This is a genomic window from Shinella agrisoli, assembly GCF_046557955.1.
In the GTDB taxonomy this organism is placed as follows: domain Bacteria; phylum Pseudomonadota; class Alphaproteobacteria; order Rhizobiales; family Rhizobiaceae; genus Shinella.
Genome location: NZ_JBJIEP010000007.1, coordinates 148,073 through 174,238, shown reverse-complemented (window position 1 = coordinate 174,238; position 26,166 = coordinate 148,073). Strand labels below are relative to the sequence as shown.

Below are 26,166 nucleotides of genomic sequence, written 5' to 3'. Positions count from 1 at the left end.
CCCCGCCGACAAAAAAGCCCCGGCACCGCCGGGGCTTTCCGTTCGTGCTCCGAGGCGATCAGCCTTCGAAGAACTCCTTCATCCGCGCGAAGAAACCTGCGGATTCCGGGTTGTTCTCCTTCGAGGAAATCTCCTCGAATTCCTTCAGCAGCTCGCGCTGGCGCTTGGTCAGCTTCTGCGGCGTCTCGATCTGGATCTGGATATAGAGATCGCCGACCTGGTTGGAACGCAGCACCGGCATGCCCTTGCCCTTGAGGCGGAACTGCTTTCCGGCCTGCGTGCCTTCCGGCACGGAGACGCGGGACTTGGTGCCGTCGAGCGTCGCCACGTCGAAGGTGCCGCCGAGCGCGGCCGTCGTCATCGAGATCGGCACGGTGCAGTAAAGGTCCGCACCGTCGCGCTGGAAGAATTCGTGCGGCTTCACCGACAGGAAGATGTAGAGATCGCCCGCAGGCCCGCCGCGCAGGCCCGCCTCGCCCTCGCCGGAAAGGCGGATGCGCGTGCCGTCCTCGATGCCTGCCGGGATATTGACCGACAGGGAGCGCTCTTCCGTGACGCGGCCCTGGCCGTGGCATTTGGTGCAGGGATCGCTGATCGTCTGGCCCCGGCCATGGCAGGTCGGGCAGGTACGTTCGATCGAGAAGAACCCTTGAGCGGCGCGCACGCGGCCGGAACCCTGGCAGGTCGCGCAGGTCTTCGGGCTGGTGCCGGGCTTGGCGCCCGAACCGGAACAGACGTCGCAGGTGATCGACGTCGGCACGCGGATCTGCGCCGTCTTGCCGGCATAGGCCTCTTCCAGCGAGATCTCCATGTTGTAGCGCAGGTCCCCGCCGCGCTCGCGCCCGCCGGAGGATCGCCGCTGGCGGCCGCCGCCCATCATCTCGCCGAAAATGTCCTCGAAGATGTCCGAGAAGCCGCCGCCGTGGAACCCGCCGCCGCCGAAGCCGCCGCCACCCATGCCGCCCTGTTCGAAGGCCGCATGGCCATAACGGTCGTAGGCCGCGCGCTTCTGCGGATCCTTCAGCGTCTCGTAGGCCTCGTTGACGTCCTTGAACTTCTGCTCGGCGGCGGTATCGCCCGGATTCTTGTCCGGGTGATACTTCATCGCCATCTTGCGGAAGGCACTCTTCAGTTCCTTCTCGTCGGCGGTCCTGGAGACACCCAGCGTCTCGTAAAAATCAGCTTTTGCCATTCGGGTTCACGTCCGTTTCGTGGGAACGGTCTTGTTATTGTGGATGAGCAAGCTTGCCTTCAGCCTGCGCGGCATTTCTTCTTCCGCAACTCCGAGCGCAAAACCGTTTCACGTTTCTGCGGGATTTGCCCTGAACCGCGCATGCAAAAAGGCGGAAGCCGGAGCGAAGGAAAGGCCATGACGTCGTCGCCGCGGTAAACGGGAGTGATCATGGTGCCTTGTTTCCCTTCGCGCTGACTTCCGCCTTCTCGCTATCCGTTGCACCGGCCGCGTGTGACGCGGCCGGCTTGATCAGGAGGCTCAGGCCGACTTCTTGCGGTCGTCCTCGTCCTTGACTTCCTCGTAGTCGGCATCGACGACGTTGTCGCCGGCCTCATCCGTGGAGGCTTTCTCTTCGGCCTGCTGGGCCTCGTAGATCGCCTGGCCGAGCTTCATGGAGACCTCCATGAGCGTGTTGGTCTTGGCCTTGATGTCCTCGGCGTCCGGTTCGGAAGCCTCGGCGGCGGTCTTGAGAGCGGCGATCGCGTCCTCGATGGCCTTGCGGTCGGCTTCCGTGACCTTGTCGCCATATTCCTTGAGCGACTTTTCCGAGGAATGGATCAGGCTCTCGGCCTGGTTCTTCGCCTCGACGGCCTCGCGGCGCTTCTTGTCGGCCTCGGCATTGGCTTCGGCGTCCTTCACCATCTTCTCGATGTCGGCGTCGGAGAGGCCGCCCGAGGCCTGGATGCGGATCTGGTGCTCCTTGCCGGTGCCCTTGTCCTTGGCCGAGACCTGCACGATGCCGTTGGCGTCGATGTCGAAGGTGACTTCGATCTGCGGCACGCCGCGCGGTGCCGGCGGAATGCCGACGAGGTCGAACTGGCCGAGCAGCTTGTTGTCCGCAGCCATTTCGCGCTCGCCCTGGCTGACGCGGATGGTCACGGCCGACTGGTTGTCCTCGGCGGTCGAGAAGACCTGGCTCTTCTTCGTCGGGATCGTCGTGTTGCGCTCGATCAGACGGGTGAAGACGCCGCCCAGGGTTTCGATGCCCAGCGACAGCGGGGTCACGTCGAGAAGCAGGACGTCCTTGACGTCGCCCTGAAGAACGCCGGCCTGGATGGCGGCGCCCATGGCGACCACTTCATCCGGGTTCACGCCCTTGTGCGGCTCCTTGCCGAACAGCTGCTTGACGGTTTCCTGCACCTTCGGCATGCGGCTCATGCCGCCGACGAGGACGACTTCGTCGATCTCGGCCGCCGTGACGCCGGCATCCTTGAGGGCTGCCTTGCACGGCGCGACGGTACGCTGGATGAGGTCGTCGACAAGGCTTTCGAACTTGGCGCGCGACAGCTTCATCGTCAGGTGCTTCGGGCCGGAAGCATCCGCCGTGATGAACGGCAGGTTGATTTCCGTCTGCTGCGAGGAGGAGAGCTCGATCTTGGCCTTTTCGGCAGCTTCCTTGAGGCGCTGCAGGGCGAGCTTGTCGTTCTTCAGGTCGATGCCCTGGTCCTTCTTGAACTCGGCCGCGAGGTATTCGACGAGACGCATGTCGAAGTCTTCGCCGCCGAGGAAGGTATCGCCGTTCGTCGACTTCACCTCGAAGACGCCGTCGCCGATTTCCAGGACCGAGATGTCGAACGTGCCGCCGCCGAGGTCGTAGACGGCGATCGTCTTGCCGTCCTTCTTGTCGAGGCCGTAGGCGAGCGCGGCGGCCGTCGGCTCGTTGATGATGCGCAGCACTTCAAGGCCGGCGATCTTGCCGGCGTCCTTGGTGGCCTGGCGCTGGGCGTCGTTGAAGTAGGCCGGAACCGTGATGACGGCTTTCTCGACCTTTTCGCCGAGATAGGCTTCGGCGGTTTCCTTCATCTTCTGCAGGATCATCGCGGAGATCTGGGACGGGGAGTATCCTTTGCCCTGCGCTTCGACCCAGGCATCGCCGTTGTCGGCCTTCACGATCTTGTAGGGAACGAGACCCTTGTCCTTCTCGACGGTCTTGTCGTCGTAGCGGCGGCCGATGAGGCGCTTGACGGCGAACAGGGTGTTCTCCGGGTTGGTGACCGCCTGGCGCTTGGCCGGCTGGCCGGTCAGCCGCTCACCGTCGTCGGTAAAGGCAACCATGGAAGGCGTGGTGCGTGCGCCTTCGGCATTTTCGATAACTTTTGCGTCCTTGCCGTCCATGACGGCGACGCAGGAATTGGTCGTTCCGAGGTCGATACCGATTACTTTAGCCATGTCATTCTCTCCTTCAAGCGAACTGCCGGAACCCATTCAGGCATTCTTTTGGCAGCCCCTAATGGTATGGTCTTGTCGAAAGCCCTGGCCTGAGCCGAAGCTGTGCGGCGTATATAAGGACCCCTCCAGACGACTGCAAGACATCGAAGAGGCGCAAATCGCGCAAAATCAGTGCGTCCGGGACGGATGAATCGATCCTCTGGCGCAATGTGGTGGGGTTCCTGACGGGCGTCAAGCGGGCGGGCGGCGTCAGCCGCCGAGAAGGACGTCGAGAAGGGTGGTGCGGCGGGTGCCCGTTTGCCGCTCACCGCCCACGTCGGCCGGCGGGATGAGGCCGTCGTCGAGGGGAACGGTGCCCGTCTCCCCGCTCGCCACGGCCGCGCCGTTGTCGGCCGGCCGTTCCTCCGTGCCGAGCGTGCGCGAGATGATGTCGAAGAGCTGGTCGCCCTCCGGCGCCGGCTCCGTTCCCGTCAGCACTGGTTCGCCGCCGGCCGTGCCGAACAGCGGCGAGGGCGAGAGGCCGGCATGGGCGGCCGTCATGAACTGGCTCCAGGCCTTGGCCGGCAGCCCGCCGCCCGTCACCTTCTTCATCGACTTGCCGTCGTCGTTGCCGAACCAGACCCCGGTCGTCAGGTTGCTCGTGTAGCCGACGAAGAGCGCATCGCGGAAGGACTGCGTCGTGCCGGTCTTGCCGGCGGCCTGCCAGCCGGGAATGCGGGCGTTCTTGCCGGTGCCGTCGGTGATGACGCGCATCATCATGCCGTTCATCATGGAAACCACGTCCGGCTCCAGCACGCGGGGCGGATTGTCGTAGGTGTTCTCGTAGAGCACCCTGCCGTCGGCCGTCGAAATGCGGCGTATGATATGCGGCGTCGCCTTGTAGCCGCCGTTCATGAAGGGCGCATAGGCGGCCGTCAGCTCGACGAGCGTCACTTCCGAGGTGCCGAGCGCGATCGAGGCGTTCGCCTGCAGGTCCGATTCGATGCCGAGCCGACGCGCCAGCTTGATCACCTCCTCCGGCCCGACCTCCATGACGAGCTGGGCGGCGATCGTGTTCAGCGAATTGGCGAGCGCGGAGGCGAGCGTCACCTCGCCGCGGTATTTCTGGTCGTAGTTCTCCGGCGTCCACTTGCCGATCCTCACCGGCGCGTCGTTGCGCACCGACAGCGGCGAACGGCCCGATTCCAGGGCGGCGGCATAGACGAAGGGCTTGAAGGCCGAACCCGGCTGGCGCTTGGCCTTCGATGCGCGGTCGAACTGGCTTTCGGCATAGTCGCGTCCGCCGACGAGGGCGCGGATCGCGCCCGTTCCGTCGATCGAGACGAGGGCGGCCTGCGAGGCGTTCGCCTTGGCGCCCTCCTTCTCCAGCATCGCGGAGATCGCCTCGTCGGCCTTCCTTTCAAGGTCGAGGTCGATCGTCGTGTCGATGACGAGGTCTTCGGTGACGTCGCCGATCATGCCTGGAAGCTGCGCCATCACCATGTCGGCGGCGTAGTGCTCGGCACCCGACCAGTAGCTCTTCGCCCGCGCCGGCGTCTGCGACATCGCGGTCTTGATCTCGTTGTCGGTGATGAAGCCCTCTTCGCGCATCGCGCCGAGAACGACCTGCGCGCGCTCCTCGGCCGCTTCCGGATCGCGCGCCGGCGAGAGGCGCGACGGCGCCTTGAGCAGGCCCGCGAGGAGAGCGGCCTCGCCGAGGTTCACGTCGCGCGCCGACTTGTTGAAATAGCGCCGCGAGGCGGCCTCGACGCCGTAGGAATTGGAGCCGAAGAAGACACGGTTGAGATACATCGCAAGGATCTGGTCCTTGGAATATTTGTGTTCCAGCCAGAAGGCGAGCAGCACTTCCTGCACCTTGCGTTCCAGCGTGCGTTCCGGCGAGAGGAACAAGTTCTTGGCGAGCTGCTGCGTCAGCGTGGAGCCGCCCTGCACCATGCGGCCGCTCGTGATGTTGGTGAGCATCGCGCGGGCAAGGCCGAGCGGGTCGACGCCGAAATGGGAGTAGAAGCGGCGGTCCTCGATGGCGATGACGGCCTGCGGGATGTAGGGCGACATGTTTTCCAGCGACAGCGCCTCGCCGCCGGTAAGGCCGCGATTGGCGATGATGTCGCCGCTGACGGCGAGGATCTTGACGTTCGGCGGCCGGTCGGGGATCGACCAGCTCGTGGCGCTCGGCATGCGCGCGCCGTAATAGAGCACGAGGCCGCCGGCGCCGATGGCGCCCCAGAGGCCGAGCACGAGGCACCAGTAGACGAGCCTGCGGAAGAGACCGAAAATGCCGCCGGAGGACCCCCGGCGCCGCGCCGGCGCGCCGCGCGGCCGCCCTGCCTTCGCCGCCTTGCCGCGGCCCTTGCGGCCGTCCATGCCGCCCACCACGCGATCGTCCGCGCCGACGTGGAAATCGTCGTCGCGTTCCGCCGATCCCCGGAAGGACGGTTCGATGCGCTGGGATTTGCGGTTGCCTGCCATAAGCGGTCGGATAAGCCCTCGAAAACGTCGCCGTCCGTTGGACCTTAAATGCGGCGATTTAAGGGGTGGTTAAGAAGCCGTGAACGTGCCTTGCCGGTCTTAACGGGCTCGGGCGGCCCGAAGGCCGCCCGAGGAAAATGCCTCAGTAGTAAGGCGAAAGGCATTCGCGCCGCGGCCCGTAGTTGGGCTGGAACGTGTTGTCATAGGCCCGGTACGACCGGTAGCGCGCATAGCACCATTCGGTGTGGCGCGGATTGATGCCCTCGTAGCGCGGCCGGGCGTAGCCGTCATTGGCGATCGCGCCGCCGATGATCGCACCGGCACCGAAGGCGGCGAGCGGATACCACCAGCCGTCGGAGTGGCGGCGATAGCCGTGGCGGTGGTAGCGATAGCCGCGATGACCGTTGTGCCAGCCGCGGCGATGACGGTACTGCACCTGTTCGACGTCGGTGGATTGCGATGCGCCGACCTTCGGCATCGGCATGGCGAAGGCCTGTGCCGGGACGAAGGTCGTTGCGAACATGGCGACGGCCATGGCGGCGGCGATACCGCCCTTGATCGTTGTCTTCATGTCGGTCTCCCTTGGATTGTCACTGTTTTACAGTGATCTAGACGGATCATAGCATGAAACAATTCGGCTGAATGCAAGATGAACCGAAACTATCCGCGTTTTCAGTCTTCTCCGTTGTTCGCCCGCGCAAGAAAACGCGACCGTTCGTAGATGAGAATGACCACCAGCGCCATGACGAACGGAATGATGAGATAGAAGAGCCGGAAGACGGCGAGCGCCGCCAGGACCGTCGCCGGGTCCATGTCGGGCAGGCCGGCGATGAAGACGAGCTCCAGGACGCCGATGCCGCCGGGTGCATGCGAAAGCAGGGCGACGGAGAAGGAGGCGAGAAAGATGCCGAGCACGACGAAGAAGCCGGGATTGCCCTCCGCCGGCAGCACGAAATAGATGATCGCCGCAGCTCCGATGAGCTCGATAGGCGCGATGACGAGCTGGCGGAAGACGAGCGACGGCTTGGGATATTCGAGCTTCAGCCAGCGGGTGTTGATGGGCCGGAAGCCGACGAGGCTGCCCACCACATAGAGCCCGACCAGCGTCAGGATGACGACGCCCGTCGAAAAGGCCGCCTCGATCGGCAGGAAATCGGCGAAGCGCTCGATGATCTCCGGTTCAAGGACCAGCACTAGGCCGAAGAGCATGACGGTGCCGAGCGCGAAGGTGAAGGAGCAGAAGGCGACGAGGACCCCCACCTCCGATCCCGTCAGGCCTTTCGACGTATAGGCACGGTAGCGCACCAGCGCTCCGGAGAAGACCGAGGCGCCGATATTGTGCGACAGGGCATAGGTCGTGAAGGAGGTGACGGTGATGAACCACAGCGAGATGCGATGGCCGAGGTGCTCGAGCGCCAGATGGTCGTAGGCTGCGAGCGCCGCATAGGCCAGCAGCGTCGCAAGGCACGCAAGGATCCAGCCGGACGTCGGAATGGCATGGATGCTCGCCATGAATTCGTCGAGCGAAAGGCCGCGCAGGTCCTTGTAGAGGATATAGACCGACAGGATGATCGCGACGGAACTGACGAGAGGCCAGAAGAATTTCTTGAGCCGCTTCATCCTGCCTTGCCCCCTGCCTTCGGCGTCCCGTCGCCCGAGCGGCAAGGTTCCTTTGCGATCCGTCCTGGCGCCATCCTATCCCTTTCCCCGTCGTTCGGGCCTGTCATCGCCTGTCCGCGACGCGGTCCCTTGTTCGTTCAGTAGGCCAGCATTTCCGTGCTCTCCGGTTAACGCCGGCCAACTCTTGTCATCACATCTGCGTCAGCGGGCGGCCAGCGCCGCCAGGATGCGCACCCAGGAGCGGATGCCCTTCTCGAAGGAACGCAGCTCGTATTTCTCGTTCGGCGAGTGGATGCGGTCGTCCGACAGCGCGAAGCCGACGAGCAAGGATTCCATGCCGAGCATTTTCTGGAAATCGCCAACGATCGGGATGGAGCCGCCCATGCCGATGACGACCGCCGGCTTCGGCCACTCATCGGACAGTGCGGCCTTCGCCTTGGTGAGCAGCGGCGAATCGTAGGGCAGCTGGATTGCCGGCGAACCGCCATGGGCATGGAAGGCCACCGAGCAGTCGGCCGGGACCTTCTTCCGCACATAGGCGCGGAAAGCGTCGCGGATCTTTGCGGGATCCTGCTTGCCGACGAGGCGGAAGGAAACCTTCGCCGAGGCTTCCGCCGCGATGACGGTCTTGAAGCCCTCGCCGGTATAGCCGCCGGTGATGCCGTTGACCTCCGCCGTCGGGCGCGCCCAGGTGAGCTCCAGCACGGAGCGGCCCCTTTCGCCGGACGGGATCGAGAGGCCGATTTCGCCGAGGAAGCTTTCCGCCGACCTGCCGAGCTTTTCCCAGGCCGCCTTGATCTGCGTCGGGGTCTCTTCGACGCCGTCGTAGAAGCCGTCGAGCGTCACGCGGCCGGTCTCGTCGTGCAGACCGGCGAGGATGTCCGCGAGGATGTGGATCGGGTTCGCCGCCGCGCCTCCGAAATAGCCGGAGTGGAGGTCACGGTCGGCCGCCCTGACGACGACCTCCTCGCCGACGAGGCCGCGCAGGCCCGCCGAGATCGCCGGCGTGTCGGCATCCCACATGCTGGTATCGCAGACGAGCGCGAAGTCGGCCTTCAGTTCCGCGGCATTGGCCTCGAGGAAAGGCTTCAGCGAGGGCGAGCCGGATTCTTCCTCGCCTTCGAAGAGGATCGTGACGCGGCAGGGGAGCGAGCCCGCCGTTTCCTTGTAGGCCCGGCAGGCTTCGACGAAGGTCAGGAGCTGGCCCTTGTCGTCGGAGGTGCCGCGGCCGGTGATGATGCGGCGGCCGCCGTCGATCTCGCGCACCGCCGGCTGGAAGGGATCGTGGTCCCAGAGATCCAGGGGATCGACCGGCTGGACGTCGTAATGGCCGTAGAAGAGAACGTGCGGCGCATCGGGCCTTGCGCCGTCGTGATGGGCGACGACCATGGGATGGCCGGGCGTGTCGCGCACCGTCGCGTCGAAGCCGAGCGAGCGCAGCTCCGTCACCAGCCATTCGGCCGCCCTGCGGCACTCCGCCTTGTAGGCCGGATCGGTGGAGATGGATTTGATGCGCACGAGCTCGAACAGGCGTTCGAGGCTGGCCGGAATCCCGGCGCTGGCACGGTCGAGGACGGGCAGAAGGTTGGTCATGGTCGAATTCCCCAGGGCATGCCGCGCAAAGGCGGCAACATGCGCAAATCAAAAGATTTTCGGCGCGACATTAGACCGATCGCGTCGGGAAGGGCAAATCGTATGACGGTTTGCGAGGTCAGATGCGCGGATCGCGGCCGAGATTGGCGAGCACCATGCGCATATATTCCAGCAGCAGTTCCCGTTCGAAGCGGCGGAAGCCCTTAAAGAGCGTCTCCTCCGTGGCGGAAGCGGCGGCCATCGCCGTCTCGCGCAGGGCCTTGCCGTGTGCCGTCAGGAAGATGAGCTGCGCGCGCTTGTCCTTCGGGTGGCGGCGGCGGGAAACGAGGCCGTCGCGCTCCATGCGGGAAAGCGTGTTGGCCATCGTCGCCTGCTCGATGTCGAGCCGGTCGAGAAGCTCGCGCTGGGTGAGGCCGTCGCCGCTCCACAGTTCGAGGAGGACGGGCAACTGGCCGGGTGCGAAGCCGGCTCCGTCCGCCCGCGCCTGGAGGGCACGGGACGCCGCCTTCGCCAGGAGATTGGCGAGGTAAGCAGCCGACTCCTTCCGGTCAAAATCCATGGGCGAGAAGCTAGGCCGGTTCGCGGCCGAAGACAATGTGGATCGCAGGCGATCGATAGGCCATAATGCGGGAAGCCGCCGACGACAGGAGGCTTGTCGCGGCGGCTTCTCTCGAATTACGGACAAAGGCCCGGAGAGGGGGATGAGGCCTTTGTCCTCGTCTGGCGCGGCGGGGGACAGGCCGGGTGCCAGACAACGGCTCTGATCAGGTGCCGATGAACAATATCTGTGGGTCGGAATGTGGCTTTTCAAGGGATTCCGGCCCTTGCGAAAATTACAAATCGGTAACGTTCGCGTGAGACTTTCGGGAGCTTCGAAAGGGCTGCGCGCTCGCAATGAGAGATGGACGCGGCAGGCCGCCCGCGCTATCCATTCACCCCATGAAAAAAGGTGATCATCTCTTCCTCGTCGACGGCTCGGGCTTCATCTTCCGCGCGTTCCACGCCATCCCTCCGCTCAACCGCAAGTCGGACGGGCTGCCGGTCAATGCCGTCTCGGGTTTCTGCAATATGCTGTGGAAGCTGCTCAAGGATGCGCGCAACACCGATGTGGGCGTGACGCCGACCCATTTCGCTGTGATCTTCGACTATTCCTCGAAGACCTTCCGCAACGAGCTCTACGACCTTTACAAGGCGAACCGCACGGCGCCGCCGGAGGACCTGATCCCGCAGTTCGGCCTCATCCGCCACGCCACGCGCGCCTTCAACCTGCCCTGCATCGAGAAGGAGGGATTCGAAGCCGACGACCTGATCGCCACCTATGCCCGCCTTGCGGAGGCCGACGGCGCGGACGTCACCATCGTTTCCTCCGACAAGGATCTCATGCAGCTCGTGACGGCCAATGTCTCGATGTACGACGGGATGAAGGACAAGCAGATCTCCATTCCCGAGGTGATCGAGAAATGGGGCGTGCCGCCGGAGAAGATGATCGACCTGCAGGCGATGACCGGCGATTCGACGGACAACATCCCCGGCATTCCCGGCATCGGCCCGAAGACGGCCGCGCAGCTTCTGGCCGAATACGGCGACCTCGACACGCTGCTTTCGCGCGCCGAGGAGATCAAGCAGGTCAAGCGCCGCGAGAACATCCTCGCCAATCGCGAGATGGTGCTGCTCTCCCGCCAGCTCGTCACGCTGAAGACCGACACGCCGCTCGACGTGCCGCTCGACGAGCTGATCCTCCACCCGCAGGACGGGCCGAAGCTGATCGCCTTCCTCAAGGCCATGGAGTTCAACACCCTGACCCGCCGCGTCGCCGAGGCCTGCGAATGCGATGCAAGCGCCATCGAACCGGCGGACGTGCCGGTCGAATGGGGCGCCGAGGCGCATGGCCCCGATCTCGACAAGGGCGACGTCGCCGGCCCGGCCCTCGCGCTCGACGGCAAGGAGACGGCGGCCGAGGCGGCCTCGACGCTGCTGCCCACCACCAAGCCCGGCGAGGCCACGCCCTCGGCGCTCGCCAGGGCGCGGGCGGAGCGCTTTTCCGCCGCGCCGATCGATCCTTCCACCTATGAGACGGTGCGCGACCTGGAAACGCTGGACCGCTGGATCGCCGCCGCGCGCGAAACCGGGCTCGTCGGCTTCGATACGGAAACGACCTCGCTCGATGCCATGCAGGCCGAGCTGTGTGGCTTCTCGCTGGCGATCGCCGACAATGCAGGCGATCCGACCGGCACGGTGATCCGCGCCTGCTATGTGCCGCTCAACCACAAGACCGGCGTCGGCGACCTGCTCGGCGGCGGGCTTGCCGAGGGACAGATCCCGATCCGCGCCGCCCTGGAGCGGCTGAAGGGCCTGCTGGAAGACCCGTCGGTCCTCAAGGTCGCGCAGAACCTCAAATACGACTATCTGGTCATGCGCCGCCACGGCATCACCATGAAGAGCTTCGACGACACGATGCTGATGTCCTACGCGCTCGATGCCGGCACGACGACGCACGGCATGGACACGCTCTCGGAGCTTTGGCTCGGCCACAAGCCGATCGCCTACAAGGACGTCGCCGGCTCCGGCAAGGGCGCGCAGAGCTTCGACATGGTCGACATCGCCCGCGCGACCGCCTATGCGGCGGAGGACGCCGATGTGACGCTCCGCCTCTGGCACGTGCTGAAGCCGCGGCTTGCCGCCGAGCGCATGACCACCGTCTACGAACGGCTGGAGCGTCCGCTGGTGCCGGTGCTCGCCCATATGGAAGAGCGCGGCATCACCATCGACCGGCAGGTGCTCTCGCGCCTTTCCGGCGAGCTGGCGCAGGGCGCGGCGGCGCTGGAGGAGGAAATCTACGCGCTTGCCGGCGAGCGTTTCAATATCGGCTCGCCGAAGCAGCTCGGCGACATCCTGTTCGGCAAGATGGGCCTTCCCGGCGCATCCAAGACCAAGACGGGTCAATGGTCGACCTCCGCGCAGGTGCTGGAAGACCTCGCCGCGCAGGGCATTCCGCTGCCGCGCAAGATCGTCGACTGGCGCCAGCTGACCAAGCTGAAATCCACCTATACCGACGCGCTGCCGGGTTTCGTGCACCCGGAAACGAAACGCGTGCATACGTCCTACGCGCTCGCCGCCACGACGACCGGCCGCCTCTCCTCCTCCGATCCCAATCTCCAGAACATCCCGGTGCGCACGGCCGAGGGGCGGAAGATCCGCACGGCCTTCATCTCGACGCCCGGCCACAAGCTGGTCTCGGCCGATTACAGCCAGATCGAGCTGCGCGTGCTCGCCCATGTCGCCGACATCCCGCAGCTTCGGCAGGCGTTCGCCGACGGCATCGACATCCACGCGATGACGGCGTCCGAGATGTTCGGCGTGCCGGTGGAGGGCATGCCGGCGGAAATCCGCCGCCGCGCCAAGGCGATCAATTTCGGCATCATCTACGGCATCTCGGCCTTCGGTCTTGCCAACCAGCTGTCCATCGAGCGCTCGGAGGCGGGCGACTACATCAAGAAATATTTCGAGCGCTTCCCGGGCATCAAGGACTACATGGACAGCACCAAGGCCTTCGCCCGCGAGCACGGCTATGTCGAGACGATCTTCGGCCGCCGCGCGCACTATCCGGAGATCAAGTCGTCCAACCCCTCGGTGCGCGCCTTCAACGAGCGCGCCTCGATCAATGCCCCGATCCAGGGCTCGGCGGCCGATATCATCCGCCGTGCCATGGTGAAGATGGAACCGGCGCTTCAGGCTGCCGGGCTTTCCGCCCGCATGCTCCTGCAGGTGCACGACGAACTGATCTTCGAGGTCGAGGACGGCGAGGTCGAAAAGGCGATCCCGGTGATCGTCAGCGTGATGGAAAACGCCGCCATGCCGGCGCTCTCGATGAAGGTGCCGCTCAAGGTGGACGCCCGCGCCGCGACGAACTGGGACGAGGCGCACTGAGAAAGCGCCGGCTTAACGTGGCCTTAACGCCATCTGCCGCTTGATCGGCGGATCGATGGCCGGCCTTTGGCCGTTGCCGCAAGACCAACCGGTGCCGAAGCGGAGGCGAGGCATGCGATCCCTATCCGCCGCGACGGCGCTCTTTCGGCTGGTGGCGGCCATGGCGGCATTTGCCGCGCCCGTGCAGGCCGGCGCGGCCTGCCTCAGGGGCGTCAATCTCGCCGGCGCCGAATTCGGCGAGGGCCGCGGCACCTACGGCAAGGACTATACCTACCCCTCCGCCGAGACGATCGCCTATTTCGCCGGCAAGGGCTTCAATGCCGTGCGCCTGCCCTTCAAGTGGGAACGCCTGCAGCCGCGGCTCAACCGCGGCTTCGACAAGGCGGAGCGCACGCGGCTTGCCGATACCGTCAAGGCGCTGCGCGCCGCCGGCATGGCCGTCATCCTCGATCCGCACAACTATGCCTATTACGACAAGAAGCAGATCGGCGCGGACGACGGTGTGCCGGACAGCGCCTTCGCCGACTTCTGGCGGCGGCTTGCCGAAGACTACAAGGACGACCAGGGCGTGCAGTTCGGCCTGATGAACGAGCCGCATGACGTGACGGCCACGCAATGGCTCGCCTCCGCCAACGCCGCCATCGCGGCGATCCGCAAGACCGGCGCCAAGAACCTCGTGCTCGTTCCGGGCACGATCTGGACCGGCGCGCACAGCTGGCAAGAGGAGCGGGAGGGCGGAGCCAACGGCACCGTCATGCTCGGCATCGAGGATCCGGCGGACAACCACGCCTACGAGGTGCATCAATATCTCGACGGCGATTTCTCCGGAACCGCGAAGACCTGCGAGCGTGCCGAAGACGCGGTGGAGGCGCTGGTGCGGTTCACCGGCTGGTTGAAGCAAAACGGCAAGCGCGGTTTCCTCGGCGAATTCGGCGGCTCCGCCGACCGGGCCTGCCTCGACGGGATTGCCCGCATGACGGCGCTCGTCGGCAGGGAGAGCGCGGTATGGACCGGCTGGGCCTACTGGGCGGCGGGCGACTGGTGGCCGCCGGACGAGCCGCTCAACATCCAGCCGACCGCCGACGGCGACCGGCCGCAGCTTGCCGCCCTGGTTGCCGGCGGGGGACTGCCCGCCAAGCCCGGAACCTGCCCGGCACTGCCTTGAAAGTCCTTTCGAGCGTGGATTCGCACTTATTCCGCACGCTTTCGCAATATGGCTAACGGAGTTTCAACGCGGCCGGATCGTTTCGTTCCGGAACATCGGCGCTCGTCCGCAACGCCCTCGTAAATCGGCCTCGCTCAGCTTTTCTTCAGAATGGGCCGAAAGGGAGCGTTCCAGGATGATCCGCCTCCCGAAGGCGCTTCACGGAATCTTATCCATGTCCCTTCAGCCGATCTTATCAACCGGCGGTTATGCCTGTCGGAAACGATAAGCAAAGGCCAGCTGTCCGGCCGACGAACAAAGCGATGGAGAAGAACATGAAGCAGAAGATCCGTGACATCCTGGCCAAGCACGGCGGTCTTCCGGTGCCGGTCGACCAACTGGCGGACGATGCCGATCTCTATGCGGCCGGCCTTTCCTCCTTTGCCTCCGTACAGGTGATGCTCGGCATCGAGGAAGCCTTCGACGTCGAATTCCCCGACAACCTGCTCAACCGCAAGTCCTTCCAGAGCGTCGATGCGATCACGCGGGCGGTCGAAAGCCTTGTCGGCAATGCGGAGGCCGCCGAATGACGCTCACCGTCGGTTCGAGCCTTGCGGAGCGCGCCGAGCGCGTTTGCGCCGTGGCCGCCGCGCATGCCGACGACGTGGACGTCAAAGGCCGCTTCCCGCGGGAAGCGTTCGACGCCCTCGTCGCCGAGCGGCTGCTCTCCATCCAGATTCCCGTCGCCCTCGGCGGCGAGGGCGCTTCGCTCTCCGAGATCGCCGAGGTCTGCTCGCTCATCGGCCAGAGCTGCTCGGCCGCCGCCATGGTCTTCGCCATGCACCACATCAAGCTGTCGAGCCTCGTTGCGCACGGGCAGGAGAGTGCGTGGCATACCGCCTTCATGCGCCGCGTCGCGGACGAACAGCTGCTGCTCGGTTCGGCGACCACGGAAGGCGGCATCGGCGGCAACCTGCGCAACAGCATCTGCGCCATCGAGGTCGAGGGCGACATCTGCCGGCTGACCAAGGACGCGACCGTCATTTCCTACGGCGCCGAGGCCGATGCGATCCTCATCACCTCCCGCGCCCATGCGGATGCCGCTTCGACCGACCAGGTCATGACGGTCTTCACGAAGGACCAGTACACGCTCGAGAAGACCCATGTGTGGGATACGCTCGGCATGCGCGGCACCTGCTCGGACGGCTGGCTCTTCAAGGGCGAGGCGCCGAAGGAGCAGATATTCCCGAAACCCTTCGCGGAGATCGCCGCCCAGTCGATGCTCGCCACCTCGCATCTCCTGTGGAGCGCGGTCTGGTACGGCATCGCCGTCAACGCGGTCGCCCGCGCCCAGGCCTTCGTGCGTGCCGCGGCCCGCAAGAGCCCCGGCGTCACGCCGCCCGGCGCGCTGCGCCTCGCGGAAGCCTCGAACCTTCTCCAGCTGGTCAAGTCGAACACGGTCGCGGGCCTTAAGGAATACGAGGCGGCGAAGGCCGATCCGGACCGGCTCTCCTCCATGGGCTTTGCGGTGGCGATGAACAACGTGAAGATCGCTTCCTCCGAGACGATCCTCGCCATCATCAACCAGGCCATGCTGATCTGCGGCATCATGGGCTACAAGAACGGCACGCCCTTCAGCCTCGGCCGGCACCTGCGCGACGCGCATTCCGCCCAGCTCATGATCTCCAACGACCGCATCCTGGGCAACACGTCGAACCTCCTGCTCGTGCACAAGCAGGACACCAGCCTGATCGGGTGACACCATGGACATGCAGACCTCCCTTCTCGACCGGCTCTTCGATACGGGCCTGCTCATCGATACCGGCGTCGAGGGCCTCTACGGCCGCTCGGGCGCCTTCGAGGACGTCATCGCCCGCTTCGAGCGGCTGATCGATGCCTATGGCGGCGCCGACGGGGCGGAAGCCATGCGCTTCCCGCCGGGCATGAACCGCGCCCATTTCGAGACTTCCGGCTACATGAAGAGCTTCCCGCAGCTCGCCGGCACCGTGCACAGCTTCTGCGGCGGCGAGCTCGACCACATGAGCCTCCTGCAATGCATGGAGGTCGGCGGCGACTGGACCAAGGACCAGAAGGCGACGGACATCGTGCTGACGCCGGCGGCCTGCTATCCGCTCTACCCGACGATCGCCAGGCGCGGCCGCCTGCCGAAGAAGGGCGGGCTCTACGACCTGCAGTCCTACTGCTTCCGCCACGAACCCTCCAACGACCCGGCCCGCCAGCAGCTTTTCCGCATGCGCGAATATGTCTGCATGGGTACGCAAGAGCATGTGACGACCTTCCGCCAGACCTGGATGGACCGGGGCCTCGAGATGATGGCCAAGGTCGGCCTCGACGTGACGATCGATGTCGCGAACGACCCGTTCTTCGGCCGCGCGGGGCGCATGCTCGCCAACAACCAGCGCGACCAGAACCTGAAGTTCGAGCTGCTGATCCCGGTGACGTCCGCCGCCAAGCCGACCGCCTGCATGAGCTTCAACTACCACCAGGACGCCTTCGGCGCGAAGTGGGGCCTCTACCTGGAGAACGGCGACGTGGCGCACACGGCCTGCGTCGGCTTCGGCCTGGAGCGCATCGCGCTCGCGCTCTTCGCCCGCCATGGCCTCGACATCGCCGCCTGGCCGGAAAGCGTCCGCAAGGTGCTGGGATACCAGGACTGACATGGCTGCCGTCTTCGCCGGGCTTGACCCCGAGACCTACCGGCCGCATGCCCTGCACGACGGGACACGCATGTGGCCGGAGACGAATTGCTACGTCGACCTCTGGATCGAGGTGCTGAACGCTTTCGGCACCGTCCCCGAGGCGATGCTCGGCTTCTCGCTGACCCAGGATTTCGAGGGCGACCAGTTCACCTTCTTCAAGGTGCCGCTGGAAGACCTCGAAACGCTCTACGGCATCCGCTGCACCGAGCTTGCGATCTTCGACCGGGTGGAGGACCATGTCGCGACCCAGATCGCGCGCGGCCGGCTCTGCCTCGTCGAGATGGACAGTTTCTACATGCCGGACACCCGCGGCGTCGCCTACCGCCAGGAACACGGCAAGACGACGGTCGCGATCAACCGGCTGGACCTCAAAGCGAAGCGGCTCGACTATTTCCACAATGCCGGCTTCTTCCGGCTTGAGGGGGAGGATTTCGACGGCCTGTTCCATCTGAACGACGGCCCCGAGGACCTGCCCTTCCTGCCCTATACGGAATTCGCCAAGTTCCCGGAAAGGCGCCCCGACGCGGCGCATCTGCACCGCGAAGCAAAGCGCCTCGCCGCCGTGCATTTCGCCCGGCGTCCGGCGGAAAATCCCGTCGCGGCCTTCGCGCAGGTCTTCCCCAGGCAGGTGGAGGCCGTGGCGGACCGCCCCTTCGGCTTCTTCCATAAATACGCCTTCAACACGCTCCGCCAGCTCGGCGCCAATTTCGAGCTCGCCGGCAGCCATCTCGACTGGCTCGCGCCGGATGGCAACCTGAAGGACGCCGCCGACGCTGCGCGAAAAATCTCGGAGACGGCGAAGTCCGTGCAGTTCCAGCTCGCCCGGGCCGTGACGCGCCGCAGGTTCGATCCGCTCGCAACGGCGCTCGACCCGGCGGCCGAGGCCTGGGACAGGCTGATGGTGACGCTCGCCGCCCGCCTCGGTTGAAGGAGGAAAGGGTGACTTCGAACGGAAAAGCGCTCTCGGACGGCTGGCGCATGATCCTGACGCCGGCCGGCGCCGCCCCCGATCCGGCGGCGCTGGAAGGCCGTTCCGGTTCCATCGACGCTCCCGTGCCCGGCACGGTCGCCGGGGCGCTGGAGCGCGCCGGACGCTTCGACCGGACGGCACCCGAACCGCTCGACCATCTCGATGCCTGGTATGTGCTGGACCTTGCCGGCGAGGCGCCGGGTGACGCCGTCCTGCATTTCGACGGGCTCGCGACGATCGCGGAGGCCTGGTGGAACGGCGCGCTTGCGCTTTCCTCCGACAGCATGTTCGTGCGCCACGACCTGCCCGTGACGCTCACCGGCGGCGACCGGCTCGTCCTCTGCTTCCGCGCCTTGAAGCCGCATCTGGAAAAGCGCAGGCCCCGCGCCCGCTGGCGCCCGCAGATGATCACGCCGCAGGGCCTTCGGCTCGTCCGCACCACGCTGCTCGGCCGCATGCCCGGCTGGTGCCCGGAGGTCCATGCGAGCGGCCCCTGGCGGCCGGTGCGCCTCTCGCGGTGCGCCGCGACGGTTCCGGCCGATGTGAGCATCGCCGCCCGCCTGGAGGAGGACGGCACCGGTCGGCTCGACGTGCGCTTCGATCTCGACGGTGCTGTCCCGCCGACCGTGGAATGCGCGGGCGTTGCCGCGATCGCCGTATCCGACGGGGCGGGACGCTTCACGGCAAGCCTTGCCATTCCGCATGTCGCGGCGTGGTGGCCGCACAGCCATGGCGCGCCGGTGCTGCACGACGTCCATCTCGTCGTGGAGGGCGTGCGCCGCAGGCTCGGCCGCACCGGCTTCCGCCGCGTCGAGATCGACCGCGGCACGGACGGCCGCGATTTCGCGCTCCGCGTCAACGGCACGAAGATCTTCTGCCGCGGCGCGGTCTGGACCAGTGCCGACATCGTCGACCTGCCGGGCAGCCGCGAGCGCTACGAGCCGTTCCTGAAGCTGGCGGCGGACGCGAACATGAACATGCTGCGCATCGGCGGGACGATGGCCTACGAGACGCCGGATTTCTTCGCGCTCTGCGACGAGCTCGGGATGATGGTCTGGCAGGATTTCCAGTTCGCCAACTTCGATTACCCGGCTAACGACGATGCGTTCGTCGAGAGCGTGCGCAGGGAAATCGCGCAGTTTCTCGATGCCAACGCCGCCTCGCCGTCGCTTGCCGTTCTCTGCGGCGGCAGCGAGATCGACCAGCAGGCGGCGATGCTCGGCCTGCCGGAAGGCGCCTGGGCCGGACCGCTGACCCGCGAGATCCTGCCGGCCCTTGCCGCCGCGCATCGGCCGGACGTGCCCTATGTCGAAAACTCGCCGAGCGGCGGCGCCATGCCCTTCGCGCCCAATGCCGGCGTCACGCATTATTACGGCGTCGGCGCCTATTGCCGGCCGCTTGAGGACGCGCGCCGCGCCGAGGTGCGCTTTGCCGCCGAAAGCCTCGCCTTCGCCAATGTGCCGGAACGGCCGACGCTCGACGCGCACCTGCCGGTGCCGGCCGTGCACGATCCGCGCTGGAAGGCCCGTGTTCCGAGAGATCGCGGCGCCTCCTGGGATTTCGAGGATGTGCGCGACCACTATCTCGGCCTCCTCTACGGGGCGGATCCGGCACGCCTGCGCCGCGAGGACCCGGCGCGCTACCTCGACCTTTCCCGCGCTGCGGTGGCCGAGGTGATGGAGGCGACCTTCGCCGAATGGCGCCGCCCGCAATCCACCTGCAAGGGCGCGCTGGTGTGGACCTTCCAGGATCTCCTGCCCGGTGCCGGTTGGGGCCTCGTCGATGCGGCGGGCCTGCCGAAATCCGCCTGGCACGCGCTGCGCCGCGCCTTCCGCCCGGTTCAGGTCGTGCTTTCCGACGAAGGCACGAACGGGCTGGACGTGCACGCGATCAATGACAGCGCGCAGGAGCGCTCCCTGACGCTCCACCTGTCCTGCCTGCGCCACGGCCGCCAGCCGGTCGTCTCGGGCCGCAGGAGCATCACGCTCGCGCCGCGTTCCGCCCTGACCCTGCCGGCAACCGGCCTGTTCGGCGCTTTCTTCGACACGACCTATGCCTTCCGCTTCGGCCCGCCCTCGCATGACGTGACGGTCGGGCGGCTTGCCGATGCGGATGGAACGGTGATTGCCGAAGCGTTCCATTTCCCGCGCGGTCGGTCGAAGGCGATGTTTCCCGCGGTTGTGACCGCCGAGCTTCGGCAGGATGCGGAAGGCTGGACACTCGCCCTTGCGGCGGAGCGTTTCGCCCAGTCCGTCGCCATCGACGTCGAGGGCTTCCTGCCGGCGGACAACTGGTTCCATCTTGCGCCGGGCGGGGTAAAGACCGTCCGCCTCGTGCCGCTGGCCGGCACCGATCCGGCGGCCAGGCCCGCCGGCGAGGTTCGCGGCATCGGCGCGGAGGCCGTCACGTCATTCTAGCGGTTCCGCCGGATTGCGGCAGACTGTGAAAAACCATCGATGATTTTTTGTGGTCCCTGAAAATCCGCTTCAGAAGAAAACGTGCAGGGGCCATTGCACCGGGCGGCGGGAGGAGGAGAGCCGGCTGCCTTCGAGGGGGAGGCGGTCTTCCGTGGCGGAATTCACTCTCTCCTCGTCTTGCGTGTCTTCGGCCTCGGCGCCTTCGGTCTTCGGCTGGAAGCCGATCGGATAGAGGTTGAAGTAGCCGAGCGTCACGCCACCGAGATACATCATGCCATCACTCCGTCGTTGTTACGGTCCGGTCAACATCATGGCAAAATCGTGGCGGCTGTCAATAGTCTATAAAATTGGTGCTCTATTCACCCCTTGAAGCGGCGGGGGTGGAGGCGTTACGAGACGGGCCTGCCGCCGCCGGAAATCGCCCTTGTACACGCTGGACCGCATAGAACGTTTCGAGCAGGAGATCCGCAAGAGCCGGTTCCTCGCGATCGCCTGCCCGGTCGGCAGCGAAGCGGAGGCGAAACTGCGGCTGGCGGAGATCTCCGACCCTGCGGCCAACCACAATTGCTGGGCCTGGCGCATCGGCCAGGCCTATCGCTTCAGCGACGACGGCGAGCCGGGCGGCACGGCGGGAAAGCCGATCCTTCAGGCCATCGACGGCCAGGCGCTCGATCGCACGCTGGTGGTCGTCACGCGCTGGTTCGGCGGCGTCCTGCTCGGCAGCGGCGGCCTCGTCCGCGCCTATGGCGGCACGGCGGCCGCCTGCCTGCGCATCGCCGCGAAGACCGAATATGTCGAACGCGTCGCGCTCTCCGTCTCGCTCGGCTTTTCCGATCTCGCGTTTGTCAAGGCGCGGCTCGGCTCCCTCGCCGGCCTGGTGATGGACGAGGAGGCCTATCACGATACCGGGGCGCGCCTTTCCTTTCGCGTACCGGTGGAAAGGGCGCAGGAGGTCGGCCGATTGATCGCCGATCTGACGAGCGGACGCGCCGAAATCGCCGATTGACGCGCGAACTTGCCCGTCCGGTCAAAAGAAAATCGCCTTTCCCTGTCGCGGCTCTCGGGAGAACGGTTTGGCGCATGGGCGGGAACTTGCCGAAAGCCTTCTTGCCGAAGGTCGAATCGGCGCAAAGTTGCGCTTCCCTCCGGCCCCGGCTTGCAAGGGCACGGCTATAGGCAAGGCGGCTTTTTCGTTCTATCTACCGGCCGGATGTATTCTCGCGGGCGTCTCGCCTGCGATCCCGCACGACAGAGAGGACGATACCCATGAGCCTGCGCATCAACGACATCGCTCCGGATTTCACCGCCGAAACCACCGCCGGCACCATCAACTTCCATGAATGGATCGGCGACGGCTGGGCCGTGCTCTTCTCGCACCCGAAGAACTTCACCCCCGTCTGCACCACCGAGCTCGGCGCCATGGCGGGCATCGAAGGCGAATTCCGCAAGCGCGGCGTCAAGATCATCGGCATTTCCGTCGATCCGGTCGAGAGCCACGACAAGTGGAAGGCCGACATCCGCACCGCCACCGGCTTCGACGTCGAATATCCGCTGATCGGCGACAGGGACCTGAAGGTCGCCAAGCTCTACGACATGCTGCCGGCCGCCGCCGGCGAGACCGCCGAAGGCCGCACGCCTGCCGACAACGCCACCGTGCGTTCCGTCTTCGTCATCGGCCCGGACAAGAAGATCAAGCTGATCCTCACCTATCCGATGACGACGGGCCGCAATTTTGCGGAGATCCTGCGCGCGATCGACTCGATCCAGCTCACCAGCAAGCACCAGGTCGCGACCCCCGCGAACTGGCAGCAGGGCGAAGACGTGATCATCACCGCCGCCGTCTCCAACGAGGACGCCATCGCCCGCTTCGGCTCCTTCGACACGGTCCTGCCGTATCTGCGCAAGACCAGGCAGCCGGCCGCCTGAGCGGCTCCGGGCTTTCGCTCTTCACGGTAGCGCAAGTCGGAAAGCCGGGGTCGTAAGACCTCGGCTTTTTCATGCGCCGCCGCCAGTCTGGCCGTGGAACCGCCGGGCGGGCCTCAGCCCGCGGTGCGCATGAGCCGCAGCCTGCCGTCGGGGTCCACGTGAGGCGCCACGCCTTCGTAGCTGTCCAGCAGCGGATGGCCGGTCTCGATCGGGTGCTGATGCGTCGCCGTCATCACGACGACCTGCGCGCCCGCGCCTTCGCCGGCAAGGATGCCGGCCGGCACGTCCTCGAAGACGAGGCAATCGGCCGGGTCGAAGCCGAGCCGTTCCGCGCCGAGCCGGTAGCCGTCCGGCGCCGGCTTGCCTCTCGTCACGTCCTCGGCGGTCACGATGACCCCGGGCAGCGGGATGCCGGCAGCCGCGAGGCGGCGGCGGGCGAGCGCGACCGGTGCCGACGTCACGATGCCCCAGCGGCCGGCCGGCAGCGCAGAGAGGAATGCGATCGCGCCGGGGATCGGGAGGATGCCGTCCACGTCCTCCATCTCCTCGCGCTCGACCTCCTTCGCCTCGGCAGCGGGATCGACGCCCGGCAGGCCGAGGCGGGTGATCGTGTCGATGCCGCGCACGCCGTGCATGGTCGGCAGAAAGGTGGCGACGTCGAGCCCGTGCTTCAGCGCCCATCGCGTCCAGACCCGCTCGGTGGCCGGGATCGAGTTGATGATCGTGCCGTCCATGTCGAAGAGGAAGGCGGAGAAACTGCAGTCGAAGACGGGACGGAAGGACAAGACGGTGACCTGCTGGCTGGAGGGGGAGGATGCAAAGCGCGGCGGGCCTTCCGATTATCCCCTCCTGCCTGCGCGGGCAACCGGCTTGCGCCGACATGGGCGCCGCCTCGGGGCTTGGGCGAGGGCCGGCATGATCCTATCTTTCCCTTGTCGCCCGATTTATGCGCCGCGAGGTGATTCCCCTTGGCGGCAAAATGCTCTAGCTCTCACCCCATGCCGCACAAGGTTTCCCTCTCCCGACTCAAGCTCACGGACTTCCGCAACTATGCGGGCCTGTCGCTCGCGCTCGACGGCCGGCACGTCGTGCTGACGGGGCAGAACGGCGCGGGCAAGACGAACCTCATGGAGGCCGTTTCCTTCCTGTCTCCGGGGCGGGGCCTGCGCCGCGCCGCCTATGGCGACGTCGTGCGCGCGGGCAGCGGGGGCGGATTTTCCGTGTTCGCAGCGGTGGACGGCATGATGGGCGAAACCGACATCGGCACGGGCACGGAAGGCGGAGACGAGGGGCAGGCACGGAAGCTCAGGATCAACGGCACGCCCGCCCGCACCGTCGACGAGCTCCTGGACCATCTGCGCGTGCTCTGGCTCACCCCTTCCATGGATGGCCTCTTCACCGGGCCTTCCGCCGATCGCCGCCGCTTCCTCGACCGGCTCGTGCTCTCGCTCGATCCCGAGCACGGCCGCCGCGCGGCGGATTACGAAAAGGCGATGCGCGGCCGCAACCGGCTTCTCTCCGAACCGCGGCCCGATGCCGCCTGGCTGACCGCGCTCGAACGGCAGATGGCCGAGCTCGGCATCGCCATGGCCCACGCCCGCCACGAGCTCGTCGGCCTGCTCTCCGGCCTCGTCGAGGCGGCGCGCGACGACGGGCCCTTCCCCTCGGCCACCATGCGGCTTTCCGGCTTCCTCGACGCGGAATGGCAGCGCCCGGCCTACGAGATCGAGGAAATCTACCTTGCCATGCTGCAGGAGGGGCGCTACCGCGATGCCGCCGCCGGCCGCACGCTCGACGGTCCGCACCGTGCCGATCTCCTCATCCGCCACCGCGAGAAGGACATGGAGGCCGAGCGCTGCTCGACGGGCGAGCAGAAGGCGCTGCTCGTCGGCCTCGTCCTCGCCCATGCCGGTCTGGTTGCCGGCATGACCGGCCATGCGCCGGTGCTGCTGCTGGACGAGATCGCCGCCCATCTCGACGAGGGCCGCCGCGCCGCGCTGTTCGACCGGGTCGACGCGCTCGGCGGCCAGGCCTTCATGACCGGCACCGACCGGGCGATGTTCGACGCGCTCGGCGCGCGCGCGCAGTTTCTCACCGTTTCGAACGGAGGCATCGTGACATGACCGATCCCCTGGGCCCCGACGAGATCGACCGCTACCGCCGCCATATCGTGCTCGCCGAGATCGGCGGGGCGGGCCAGCAGAAGCTGAAGCAGGCGGGTGTGCTGATTATCGGTGCGGGCGGCCTCGGCACGCCGGTCATCCAGTATCTCGCCGCCGCCGGCATCGGCCGTATCGGGGTCCTCGACGACGACGCGGTCTCGCTCTCCAATCTCCAGCGCCAGGTGATCCACGATACGGCGGGCATCGGCACGCCGAAGGTCGAGAGCGCCGGAGCCGCCGTCGCCCGCCTCAACCCCCATGTGCGCTTCACCGGCATCGCCGAGCGGCTGACGGCGGAAAATGCCGCGCGCCTCCTCGCCGGCTACGACCTGCTGGTGGACGGTTCGGACAATTTCGATACGCGCTATGCCGCAGCCGATGCCGCCGAGGCGGCGCGCATCCCGCTCGTCACCGGCGCCGTCGGCCGTTTCGACGGTTCGCTGACGGTGCTGAAGCCCTATGAAGCGGCCGCGGACGGGACGCTCAACCCCGGCTACCGCGATCTCTTCCCTTCCGCCCCGCCGCCGGGCGTCGTGCCGGCCTGCGCCGAAGCCGGCATCGTCGGCGCGCTGACGGGTGTCATCGGTACGCTGATGGCGATGGAGACGATCAAGCTTCTCACCGGCGCCGGCGAGCCGCTGATCGGCCGGCTCATGCTGTATGACGGTCTTGCAGCGCGATTCGAGACGCTGAAGTACCGGCGGCGGAAAGCCTGAATCAGACCCGGCTCGGCAGAACCCGGTCCGGCGGCCGATGGCCGTCGAAGAAGGTGCGGATGTTGATCACCACCTTCTCGCCCATGTCGATGCGCCCTTCCAGCGTTGCCGAGCTCATGTGCGGCAGCAGCACGACCTTGCCCTCCGAAGCGAGCTTCAGGAGCTTCGGATTGACGGCCGGTTCGTTCTCGAACACGTCGAGCCCTGCGCCGGCGATCTTGCCCTCCTTCAGGCACTTGATCAGCGCCGTCTCGTCGATGATGCCGCCGCGCGCGGTGTTGACGATATAGCTCGTCGGCTGCATCAGCTCGAGCCTGCGGGCCGAGAGCAGATGGTAGGTCGCCGGCGTCGAGGGGCAGTTGACCGAGACGATGTCGACGCGCGCGAGCATCTGGTCGAGGCTGTCCCAATAGGTCGCTTCCAGCGCGTCTTCCGTATCGGGGTGCACCCGGTGGCGGTTGTGGTAATGGATCGAAAGGCCGAAGGCCTTGGCGCGCTTTGCGACGGCGGTGCCGATGCGGCCCATGCCGACGATGCCGAGGCGCTTGCCCCAGATGCGCCGGCCGAGCATCCAGGTCGGCGACCAGCCGGCCCATTCCCCCTTGCGGTCCGTCAGGATGCGCGCACCTTCCGCAAGCCGGCGCGGGGCGGCGAGGATCAGCGCCATCGTCATGTCGGCCGTGTCCTCGGTCAATACGTTCGGCGTGTTGGTGACGGTGATGCCGCGCCTTGCGGCCGCCTCCACGTCCACGTTGTCGACGCCGTTCGAGAAGCAGGCGATCAATTTGAGCTGGGGGCCGGCCTGCTCGATCAGCGCGGCGTCGATCCGGTCGGTCAGCGTCGGCACCAGCACGTCCGCGGTCTTCACGGCGGCGACGAGCTCGGGCTGGGTGCGCGGCGTGTCGTCGATGTTGAGCTCGGCGTCGAACAGTTCGCGCATCCGGGTCTCCACCACCTCGGGCAGGCGGCGGGTGATGTAGACCTTCGGTTTTTTCTTCTGCGTCATGGGATGTTCCGGCGTCCTGTTGACGGGTCCTTAACCAAGTTGGGCAAGGATTGCTTCATCAGGGGCATTTTCTACCAGACCCGGTCGCGAAGA

At 66.4% G+C, this 26,166-nt stretch carries 21 protein-coding genes; 11 read left to right on the top strand and 10 right to left on the bottom strand.

What is annotated here, in order from left to right:
- Window positions 1–58: 58 nt before the first annotated feature.
- The 7 genes from dnaJ to ACIIOY_RS09720 form a co-directional block, all read right to left on the bottom strand.
- Window positions 59–1,192, bottom strand: a complete 1,134-nt coding sequence (gene dnaJ, locus ACIIOY_RS09750) for a molecular chaperone DnaJ (RefSeq protein ID WP_411034454.1) — start codon at window positions 1,190–1,192, stop codon at window positions 59–61.
- A 300-nt stretch (window positions 1,193–1,492) separates the two neighbouring features.
- Window positions 1,493–3,403: a molecular chaperone DnaK gene (gene dnaK, locus ACIIOY_RS09745; RefSeq protein WP_411034453.1), complete on the bottom strand. Its 1,911-nt coding sequence runs from the start codon at window positions 3,401–3,403 to the stop codon at window positions 1,493–1,495.
- Between the two features lie 249 nt (window positions 3,404–3,652).
- A complete protein-coding gene (locus ACIIOY_RS09740) occupies window positions 3,653–5,872 on the bottom strand; it encodes a transglycosylase domain-containing protein (RefSeq protein ID WP_411034452.1) in 2,220 nt (739 codons plus the stop codon).
- 142 nt (window positions 5,873–6,014) lie between these two features.
- Window positions 6,015–6,443: a BA14K family protein gene (locus ACIIOY_RS09735; protein ID WP_411034451.1), complete on the bottom strand. Its 429-nt coding sequence runs from the start codon at window positions 6,441–6,443 to the stop codon at window positions 6,015–6,017.
- A 101-nt stretch (window positions 6,444–6,544) separates the two neighbouring features.
- The gene (locus ACIIOY_RS09730; RefSeq protein ID WP_411034450.1) at window positions 6,545–7,492 is read right to left on the bottom strand and encodes a lysylphosphatidylglycerol synthase domain-containing protein; all 948 of its coding nucleotides are present in this window, start codon (window positions 7,490–7,492) and stop codon (window positions 6,545–6,547) included.
- 201 nt (window positions 7,493–7,693) lie between these two features.
- A complete protein-coding gene (locus ACIIOY_RS09725) occupies window positions 7,694–9,085 on the bottom strand; it encodes a dipeptidase (RefSeq protein WP_411034449.1) in 1,392 nt (463 codons plus the stop codon).
- A gap of 118 nt (window positions 9,086–9,203) precedes the next feature.
- Window positions 9,204–9,644, bottom strand: a complete 441-nt coding sequence (locus ACIIOY_RS09720) for a MarR family winged helix-turn-helix transcriptional regulator (protein ID WP_411034448.1) — start codon at window positions 9,642–9,644, stop codon at window positions 9,204–9,206.
- 380 nt (window positions 9,645–10,024) lie between these two features.
- Here ACIIOY_RS09720 and polA point away from each other — a divergent pair, with 380 nt between their 5' ends.
- From polA to ACIIOY_RS09685, 7 genes are all read left to right on the top strand, one after another.
- The gene (gene polA / locus ACIIOY_RS09715) at window positions 10,025–13,012 is read left to right on the top strand and encodes a DNA polymerase I (protein WP_411034447.1); all 2,988 of its coding nucleotides are present in this window, start codon (window positions 10,025–10,027) and stop codon (window positions 13,010–13,012) included.
- Window positions 13,013–13,124: 112 nt separating this feature from the next.
- Window positions 13,125–14,177, top strand: a complete 1,053-nt coding sequence (locus tag ACIIOY_RS09710; protein ID WP_411034446.1) for a glycoside hydrolase family 5 protein — start codon at window positions 13,125–13,127, stop codon at window positions 14,175–14,177.
- Window positions 14,178–14,491: 314 nt separating this feature from the next.
- Complete coding sequence (locus ACIIOY_RS09705; RefSeq protein ID WP_411034445.1) at window positions 14,492–14,746, top strand: acyl carrier protein; 255 nt, start codon at window positions 14,492–14,494, stop codon at window positions 14,744–14,746.
- Window positions 14,743–15,915: an acyl-CoA dehydrogenase family protein gene (locus ACIIOY_RS09700; protein ID WP_411034444.1), complete on the top strand. Its 1,173-nt coding sequence runs from the start codon at window positions 14,743–14,745 to the stop codon at window positions 15,913–15,915. Before ACIIOY_RS09705 ends, ACIIOY_RS09700 begins: the two co-directional genes overlap by 4 nt.
- Before the next feature lie 4 nt (window positions 15,916–15,919).
- Complete coding sequence (locus tag ACIIOY_RS09695) at window positions 15,920–16,834, top strand: amino acid--[acyl-carrier-protein] ligase (protein WP_411034443.1); 915 nt, start codon at window positions 15,920–15,922, stop codon at window positions 16,832–16,834.
- A 1-nt stretch (window position 16,835) separates the two neighbouring features.
- The gene (locus ACIIOY_RS09690) at window positions 16,836–17,804 is read left to right on the top strand and encodes a DUF1839 family protein (RefSeq protein WP_411034442.1); all 969 of its coding nucleotides are present in this window, start codon (window positions 16,836–16,838) and stop codon (window positions 17,802–17,804) included.
- Between the two features lie 50 nt (window positions 17,805–17,854).
- Window positions 17,855–20,263: a glycoside hydrolase family 2 protein gene (locus ACIIOY_RS09685; protein WP_411034534.1), complete on the top strand. Its 2,409-nt coding sequence runs from the start codon at window positions 17,855–17,857 to the stop codon at window positions 20,261–20,263.
- A gap of 69 nt (window positions 20,264–20,332) precedes the next feature.
- Here the strand turns inward: ACIIOY_RS09685 and ACIIOY_RS09680 are convergent, their stop codons facing one another.
- Window positions 20,333–20,536, bottom strand: coding sequence for a hypothetical protein (locus ACIIOY_RS09680; RefSeq protein WP_411034441.1), 204 nt, complete (start codon window positions 20,534–20,536; stop codon window positions 20,333–20,335).
- Between the two features lie 151 nt (window positions 20,537–20,687).
- Here ACIIOY_RS09680 and ACIIOY_RS09675 point away from each other — a divergent pair, with 151 nt between their 5' ends.
- The gene (locus ACIIOY_RS09675) at window positions 20,688–21,269 is read left to right on the top strand and encodes an IMPACT family protein (RefSeq protein WP_411034440.1); all 582 of its coding nucleotides are present in this window, start codon (window positions 20,688–20,690) and stop codon (window positions 21,267–21,269) included.
- 260 nt (window positions 21,270–21,529) lie between these two features.
- Window positions 21,530–22,189 carry a peroxiredoxin gene (locus tag ACIIOY_RS09670; RefSeq protein WP_411034439.1) on the top strand — a complete coding sequence of 220 codons (660 nt, stop codon included), beginning with the start codon at window positions 21,530–21,532 and terminating at the stop codon, window positions 22,187–22,189.
- A 113-nt stretch (window positions 22,190–22,302) separates the two neighbouring features.
- On the opposite strand, the gene ACIIOY_RS09665 is transcribed toward ACIIOY_RS09670, so the two are convergent.
- Complete coding sequence (locus ACIIOY_RS09665; protein WP_411034438.1) at window positions 22,303–22,974, bottom strand: HAD-IA family hydrolase; 672 nt, start codon at window positions 22,972–22,974, stop codon at window positions 22,303–22,305.
- A 213-nt stretch (window positions 22,975–23,187) separates the two neighbouring features.
- Here ACIIOY_RS09665 and recF point away from each other — a divergent pair, with 213 nt between their 5' ends.
- Both recF and moeB read left to right on the top strand, forming a co-directional pair.
- The gene (recF, locus tag ACIIOY_RS09660) at window positions 23,188–24,312 is read left to right on the top strand and encodes a DNA replication/repair protein RecF (RefSeq protein WP_411034437.1); all 1,125 of its coding nucleotides are present in this window, start codon (window positions 23,188–23,190) and stop codon (window positions 24,310–24,312) included.
- Window positions 24,309–25,067, top strand: coding sequence for a molybdopterin-synthase adenylyltransferase MoeB (gene moeB, locus ACIIOY_RS09655; RefSeq protein ID WP_411034436.1), 759 nt, complete (start codon window positions 24,309–24,311; stop codon window positions 25,065–25,067). Before recF ends, moeB begins: the two co-directional genes overlap by 4 nt.
- 1 nt (window position 25,068) lies before the next feature.
- On the opposite strand, the gene ACIIOY_RS09650 is transcribed toward moeB, so the two are convergent.
- The gene (locus ACIIOY_RS09650) at window positions 25,069–26,073 is read right to left on the bottom strand and encodes a 2-hydroxyacid dehydrogenase (RefSeq protein WP_411034435.1); all 1,005 of its coding nucleotides are present in this window, start codon (window positions 26,071–26,073) and stop codon (window positions 25,069–25,071) included.
- Window positions 26,074–26,166: the final 93 nt, after the last annotated feature.